This is a genomic window from uncultured Dialister sp. (assembly GCF_900538805.1).
In the GTDB taxonomy this organism is placed as follows: domain Bacteria; phylum Bacillota; class Negativicutes; order Veillonellales; family Dialisteraceae; genus Dialister.
Genome location: NZ_UPZP01000112.1, coordinates 1 through 7,013, shown reverse-complemented (window position 1 = coordinate 7,013; position 7,013 = coordinate 1). Strand labels below are relative to the sequence as shown.

The following is a 7,013-nucleotide window of genomic DNA, read 5'->3' as shown; positions in this document are numbered from 1 at the left end:
TATTCGCGTCGACTTATTCCTCGTATTGAATAAAAATACAAGAATGAAATCCGATAACGATTTAATCAGCGCTTCCCCAGAAAATGGTTAGAAAGTAAACTGCATGCCGATTTCAAAATTGCGGCCGGGCGCGGAGTACCAGTCCTGATTGTTTGTCGGGTCTGCATTGGGTCCATAAGAGCTTCCTACATCCGTATAGAACTGGTCGAAGATATTATTGACTCTAGCAAAAAGGGTGGCTCCTTTGGCAAACTGATAATTGGCCGCCACGTCCCATACCCAGTAGTTGGCATAGTCCCTCATTTCCGGATAGGCTTTCTTGCCGTAGCGGTTCATGACGCCCCTGCCGTCAAGGGATGCATTGAACTTGTCTGCTTTGTAGGACACATTCACATGCAGCGTGCTTTCCGGAAGGGCTCCGTTATTATTGATATTTTCTCCGGCTTTGGCCTGCATATGGAGATAGGAATAACCAAGGGAGGCGTTCCAGTGCTGGCTGAATTCCTTGTTCAGGCTCAGGCTGAAGCCATTGGCATTGGTTTTTCCTGAATTTTTATAGAGGCTGTCAAAATCAATTAAGTTCTTCGCATGGGTATGGAATACGTTGAAAGTGCCGTCAAGGGAATCGGTAAACCGGTGATTCACGCCGAATTCGACGGTATTTCCTTCCTCCGGATCCAGGTCTTTATTGCCATATGAAGAATAAAGGTAATAAAGGCTGGGGGCTGCGAAGAAGGATTTATAGTTGATGTAGTAATTGGTCTTTTCGTTCTTCTTATAGCCTACTGAAAGACTGGGGGATGTGTGGGTGCCGAATTCGGAATGATGGTCTACCCGGATGCCCGGGGTCACATTCCATCTATCAGTGAGGTCGACCTTATCCTGCAGATAGAAGGCGGTATTGGTAATGCTGGTGCCTTCCACATCAGGATTCCCTTTATAATAGGGGATTTCATCCTTGTACCAGTCAAATCCGCCGGTTATAGTCTGCCGGTCCATGGTATAGGTCAGCTGGTCGGAAATCCCGGTGGTTCTCATCTTCATATCACAAATATCCCAGAGAGCTGAAGCGGTATAGTTATCATTGATATGGGTATTGTTTCTGTAGATAGAAAACTGGTTGGTGAGGCGGTCATTCAGTTTCGCCTTATACTGCAGGCTCACAGAATCATTGTCCTTTTTGCCTCTGGCCCGGGCTGTATCGTTGGTTCCGGAATTCGGGCGGATATAATCGGATGTATACTTCTCATAGTTGAATACCACATCGGAGTCATTACCCAGGTCATAGCCCAGTTTTACGTTGTAGTGCTCTGCATTGAGGTGATTGATCACCCTCCGGCCCCAGCCGTCCTTGTATTTCCCCTGCAGTTCCTTGCCTGCATCTACGTTCCAGAAAACATTTTCTTCCCGGCCTTCGTTATGAAGAGAATATTTTTCCCTGCTTTCATTGCCGAAAGATGTGCGGAGGGTGGTGCGGACCCCGTCGTTTTTGGCTTTTTTGGTGATGATATTGATTACGCCGCCCTGGGCATCGGAGCCGTAAAGGGTGGAGGCAGAGCCTTTCAGTACTTCGATATGGTCAATGGAGTCCATATTGACCATATCGCCTATGTCAGCAGTGGCCAGGGAGTTGCCATTGGTATTTCTTCTCATGCCGTCTACCAGAATCACTACATTTTTAGAGCCATTGATATAAATCTGGCTGCTCATGCCCACCTGGCTGCTGGCGCCCTTACTGGAAATAGTGACTCCCGGCACATGCTTTACGGCCTCACTCACATCGTCATAGTGCTTCTCTTCGATTTCCTTGGCCGTCACCACGGACACGTCGGCGTTGGAATCGATTTTCTTTTCCGGCACGCGGCTGGCGGTGACTACGATGCCATCTAAGGTATACACCGGCATGTCGGCTGCCTCAACGCAAAAAGCGCCGCCGGAAAGTGATAAAACCGCCAGTGACGCTGCTAAAATTTTCCTGTTCATAGAAATACCTCCCTCATTTCCCTGATTCGGGCGTATGAAACCAAGCCGCATCCCGGAAAAGCAGTATACATCGTACCCTTTTCCCACGAAACGGTGGATTTGATTCATAAGGCAGTTCTTCTGACTCAGCTTCCTCAGGGATTTCGTCTTCCCGGTTTCCCAGTGACATTTTGAAATTCCCCTAGGGAAGCAGACTCTATGAATGAATCAGTGCTTCCCGAAGCCTTACAGCGGCGGGACCGTGGCGGAATCGGGTTTCCCCTCACCGCGCTTCTCTTTTCATCTCCTCCGGGAAAATTTTCTTCCCGGATTCAAACCATTATGAATTTCTTAATAAACTCACCCCTTTATTATACATGAATCTCAGATTCTGTAAACTATTTTTTAATATTTAAAATGAGTATTTTTTTATATGCTATAATGAAGCTGATATTTTCGTACAGGGAGGTTATGATGAAATACGCAAAGGCCGGCGCTTTATGCGCCAGTTTCCTCATTTTTCTATCCCTTTCCGGCTGCGGCATGAAGCCCATGGCACCTGTCGGAGAAGGAAAGAGCTATACCGTCACCGACGCCACGGGGAAGGAAGTGACCATTCCCGCCAAGCCGAAGCGGATTCTGGGAAATTCCGCTTCCATCGATACCATGCTTCTCTCCGTGGTGACGCCGGACAGGCTCACCGCCGCCACCGATGCGGACCGGGACCCCAATATTTCCTATATAGCCGACGAAACGAAGGATATTCCCCTCACCGTGCCCCTCACCGGCCTGTCCATGGAAATCGTGACAGAAGCGAAGCCGGACCTCATCGTGGCATCCACCTATACCGATGGCAGAGAGCTGGATCTCTACCGGAATCTGGGCATTCCGGTGGTGGTCATCGACGGCCCCCGCTCCATTGACCAGGTGAAGGAGGATGTGCGTATCATTGCGGCGGCGGTGGGAGAAAAGGAACGGGGCGAAAATGTAATTTCCCAGATGGACAGCACTCTTTCGGAAATTGACAGCCGCCTCTCAGAGGAAAGGGGAAAGAAACCGGTGGTGTACCTGGTGTCCCAGATGACCCGCTACGGCGGCCCGGGCTCCATGTTCAACGAACTCCTCACCCGCGCCCGCATTGACAACGCCATCACCCTGGCCGGCGGCGTCAACGGCCAGGCCACGTCGCCGGAGCTCATCATCAAGACGGACCCGGACATGCTCTTCGTATCCACCGATCGCTCCTCCGACACCACCGGCGCCGCCAAGTACCGGGACGACTTCCTGGCCAATCCCGCCATCGCCTCCATGCGCGCCGCCAGACACATCGTGCCGGTGGAGGACCGCTACATTTACTCTGCTTCCCAGAACTGCGTGTGGGCCATCAAAGGCCTGGCCAACGCCGCCTACGGCCCCATTTTCGACATGAGCGGGGAAGGGCAGATAAAGGGATACTAAAGGGCCGCTTCGCGGCCCGGGTTCAGAGGGTTCAGAGGGTTCAGAAGGTTCAAAGGGGGCGCGGCTTCGCCGCAGGTTGTGGCCTGCTGGCGCAGGCAGGTTGTGTAGAAGGGTTGTGAACAAAAGGGTTCTCAGGTTTGACCGGCCCTGCGGGCCTGAGGGTTGTGGTATCGCCTTTGAGCGATGAGTTTTAATGCCGCCTATCGGCGGCAGGCGTTACGCACTTTCCTTCCCGCCGGACAAAGTCATTCTGAGCCGCAGGCGAAGAATCTTGGTACGCGGCACATTTGAGACAATCGACAGTAAACACTTATCGGCGGGAAAGGCTGCTGACTGAGTCCGGCACGAACCATTGATTCATAAGCAAGAAACCACATTACGATGATTGGCCGCTAACACGGTCAGCCGATTAAAAGGAAGGCCTCTTATTGGGCAGGCTAGAGGCCAACTTCGGCTGACTTGGAGGTCCTATGCAGGACCTCCACAGCCACCCCCTATCCGCCTGCGGCGGACTTCCTCCACGGGAAAGCGTCTCACTTGGTTCTCAGGTCGCTTTGCTCCCCTACGAACCAAGTTCGCTTGCCACCCTATTCAGGGGGCAGAATAAACTACTCTACGCTTACATATTGACGTATGTGGCACAATGGGCGCTACCGACAGGCAGCGGTGACTGCAGAGCAGTCGCCTATCGGTAAGCGGACAGCGGTAAGCGGTAAGCGGATAGCGGATAGCGGACAGCGGATAACCATCTTTCCCACTACAAAAACTCCTGAAGGGACCCCCGCAGCTCCGGCAGCGGAATGATTCAGGAGTTTTTGGTATGGTATTTTTTCGGTGCACCGGAGAGGCGGGATTTACAGGATGGGCTCTTTTCCTTTCCCTTTTCCATGGATAAAGCGCTTCGGGAAATCGTCGGAAAAAGCCAGGCCCTTTCCGTCTCTCTATTTTCATAGTCCATAGGGAAAGCAGGAAATCTTATCAGCGCTTCCCTAGCATGTTTCTCCGTACCAGTCGATGTCGTGCCTGAGCTTATGCACTTCGTCTCTTGCTTCCTCGGCGTCCCTTCTTAAATCTTCTACCATGCTTGTCACCGTTGCCAGGTTCTGCCGAAGCATTTCCTTTTCCATCCGGAGCAGCTGGATTTGGCCCTTCAGTTTGATGATCTGCAGGCTGGCACGGTCTTCATAATCCTCGTCTTCATCGTCTTCATCATCATAGTCGTCATCATAATCATCGTCATCATAGTCATCATCATAGTCATCATCGTTATCGTCCAAACCTTCTGCCAGATTTTCCATATACCGGGCATCCAGCAGGACCTTTTCCATCAGATATTCCACGTTACTGAGGCTGCTGCTCAGGGGTACATAGTTGTCGTCAATGAGGTATTTCATCATAATCTCCTTGTAGGTAACAAAGGGCCGCCTCGCGGCCCGGGTTCAGAGGGTTCAGAGGGTTCAAAAGGTTCATAGGGGTGTGGCAGCGCCCTGCGGGCGCATTATAAAAGAGGCGCCGGAGGCGCCCACTCTGCCTCCACGGAGTGGGCTTTATAACTCCCCTTTGAACCAGCCTGGAAGGCAAAGCCGTTCCCAGGCCGAACCCATCGGCCGGCGCGGCAGCGCACGACCGATAGAACCCGGGCGCCGTCAGGCGCCTGAACCCCTCTTGCGTTCAGGAATACCGGTATCCACTTCTACCCTATCCGCCCCCTGAGCGGAAGCGATGAATGGCCGGTAAAAATCACGGGATTCATCAGCAAGAAAAACATTAAGACATTTAGCCACCGTTGGTGGCTCTCCCCCTTTGGTGCCTGACGGCACCACCTTTCTCCACGGGAAAGCGTCTCACACGATTCTCAGGTCGCTAACGCTCCCCTACGAATCGTGTTCGCTTGCCACTCCTGACGGGGGCACAATAAATACCAGTCAGCGGATTCCCCTTTACTTTCCGTCTTCCCAGGGAGGCTCCTGTTTTTCTGCTTCCGGATGGGCTTCTGCTTCCATTTCATAGGACCACATGTGGGTGGGAATCATCTTTCCATCCTTATCGCAGGTATAGCGGACGGACTTGGGCATGGTTTTGGCGGTGGAGAGAGGGCTGGTGAATCCCCGGCCTATGACGTCGGTGGTGTTCATGATGAAGAGGAAGGCGGAGGGGTCGATATCTTCGATGAGGTGGCGCACCCGGGTAATCTGGGTGAGGTCCACGATGGCGAAGACGATTTTCTTTTCTACGCCGGAGAAGGCACCCTGGCCGTAGAGGAGGGTGGCGCCGTGGTGGATGTTCCGAAGGATGGCGTCTGAAATTTCCAGGGGCTTGTCGGACACGATGAAGGCGGCCTTTCTCTGGGCAAAGCCGATGACGATACGGCTGGAAAGGTTGGCGTTGATGTACATGGAAATCAAGGTGCAGATGGCCGGTTCCAGGGTGAAGATGAAGGCCCCCGCTGTGACAATGACGAAGTTCAGTGCAAAGACTACGTAGCCGATTTCCAGGTTGTAATATTTCTTCAATATGGCCCCCACCACGTCCAGGCCGCCGGTGTTGCTGTTGTAGCGGTAGAGTATGCCCATGGAAATCCCCAGCACCACGCCGCCGGAAATGGCAGCCACCAGAGGATCCTTCACCACGTTGTAGTCCGCCAGAAAGGCGGTAAGGTCGATGAATACGGAGCAGCACACGGTGCCCAGGATGGTGATGATGGTGTAGAATTTCCCCATGAATTTCAAGGAGAGAATCAGGATAGGAATGTTCATGAGCAGGTTCGCCATGCCGATGGGAAAACCGGTGAGGTAGTAGAGTACCATGGCAATGCCCGTGAGTCCTCCGGAGAGGAACTGGTGAGGCACCAGGAAGGCATTCACGCCGACGGAGTATAAAAAGGTACCTGCCAGGGTAATGGCGATGATGAAAGCAAGACGCTGCCAGAATGTGGGGCTGCGGAAATCCGCCCCTAATGTGGTTGACATGATTTTTTCCTTTCTCCTTTGACCAGGATAGCGATACAAATCTGATATCATTATATCATTCTTTAGAGGGATAGGGAGAGCCGCTTCGCGGCTCCAGGTTCAGAGGGTTCAGAAGGTTGTGAAAAAGGTTCTGAAGTTTGACCGGCCTGTGGCCGGAGGGTTCTTAGGTTTGATGGGCCCTTCGGGCCCAAGGGTGGCGGTGGCGGCTGACGCCGCAAAATAAAAGGGGCGCGCCTGACGGCGCAGGTTGGAGCCGCCTTCGGCGGCAGGTTGTGTAGAAGGGTTGTAAGCGAAAGGGTTCTTAGGCTTGACGCCCGCAAAGCGGACGAAGGTTCTCAGGTTTGACGGGCCTAACGGCCCGAGGGTTGTGGTGGCGGCTGGCGCCGCAGTATATAGAGGGCCGCCGAGCGGCCCGGGTTCAAAGGGTTCAGAGGGTTCAAAGGGTATGGGGCTGTGAAAAAATGTTTAATCATTTCTTCACAGCCCTTTTTCCACTTCGGTTATAGATTCAGAAAATTGCCCAAAATAACAGTAAGCTGTTCTCCGCATTGTCATCTCGAGCGGAGCTGCATGTCGATATGAGAGCAAAGGTATTTGGCTCTATTGAGACTCTGAGCCCCGAGA

The 7,013-nt window shown here is 52.6% G+C and carries 4 protein-coding genes and 1 riboswitch; of the genes, 1 reads left to right on the top strand and 3 read right to left on the bottom strand.

Annotated elements, in window-relative coordinates:
• Window positions 1-87 precede the first annotated feature (87 nt).
• Window positions 88-1,983 (bottom strand): TonB-dependent receptor, encoded by a 1,896-nt coding sequence (locus QZQ29_RS08405; protein WP_296962286.1) that lies wholly within the window; start codon window positions 1,981-1,983, stop codon window positions 88-90.
• Window positions 1,984-2,075: 92 nt separating this feature from the next.
• Window positions 2,076-2,319, bottom strand: a riboswitch (cobalamin riboswitch).
• 114 nt (window positions 2,320-2,433) lie between these two features.
• On the opposite strand from QZQ29_RS08405, the gene QZQ29_RS08400 reads away from it, so the two are divergent.
• Window positions 2,434-3,420 carry an ABC transporter substrate-binding protein gene (locus QZQ29_RS08400; RefSeq protein ID WP_296962285.1) on the top strand — a complete coding sequence of 329 codons (987 nt, stop codon included), beginning with the start codon at window positions 2,434-2,436 and terminating at the stop codon, window positions 3,418-3,420.
• Between the two features lie 989 nt (window positions 3,421-4,409).
• On the opposite strand, the gene QZQ29_RS08395 is transcribed toward QZQ29_RS08400, so the two are convergent.
• Both QZQ29_RS08395 and QZQ29_RS08390 read right to left on the bottom strand, forming a co-directional pair.
• Entirely contained in the window at window positions 4,410-4,817 is a 408-nt protein-coding gene (locus QZQ29_RS08395; RefSeq protein WP_296962283.1) for a hypothetical protein, read from the bottom strand.
• Window positions 4,818-5,360: 543 nt separating this feature from the next.
• On the bottom strand, window positions 5,361-6,389 hold the full coding sequence (locus QZQ29_RS08390) for a YitT family protein (protein ID WP_296962281.1): 1,029 nt from the start codon (window positions 6,387-6,389) through the stop codon (window positions 5,361-5,363).
• Between the last annotated feature and the right edge of the window lie 624 nt (window positions 6,390-7,013).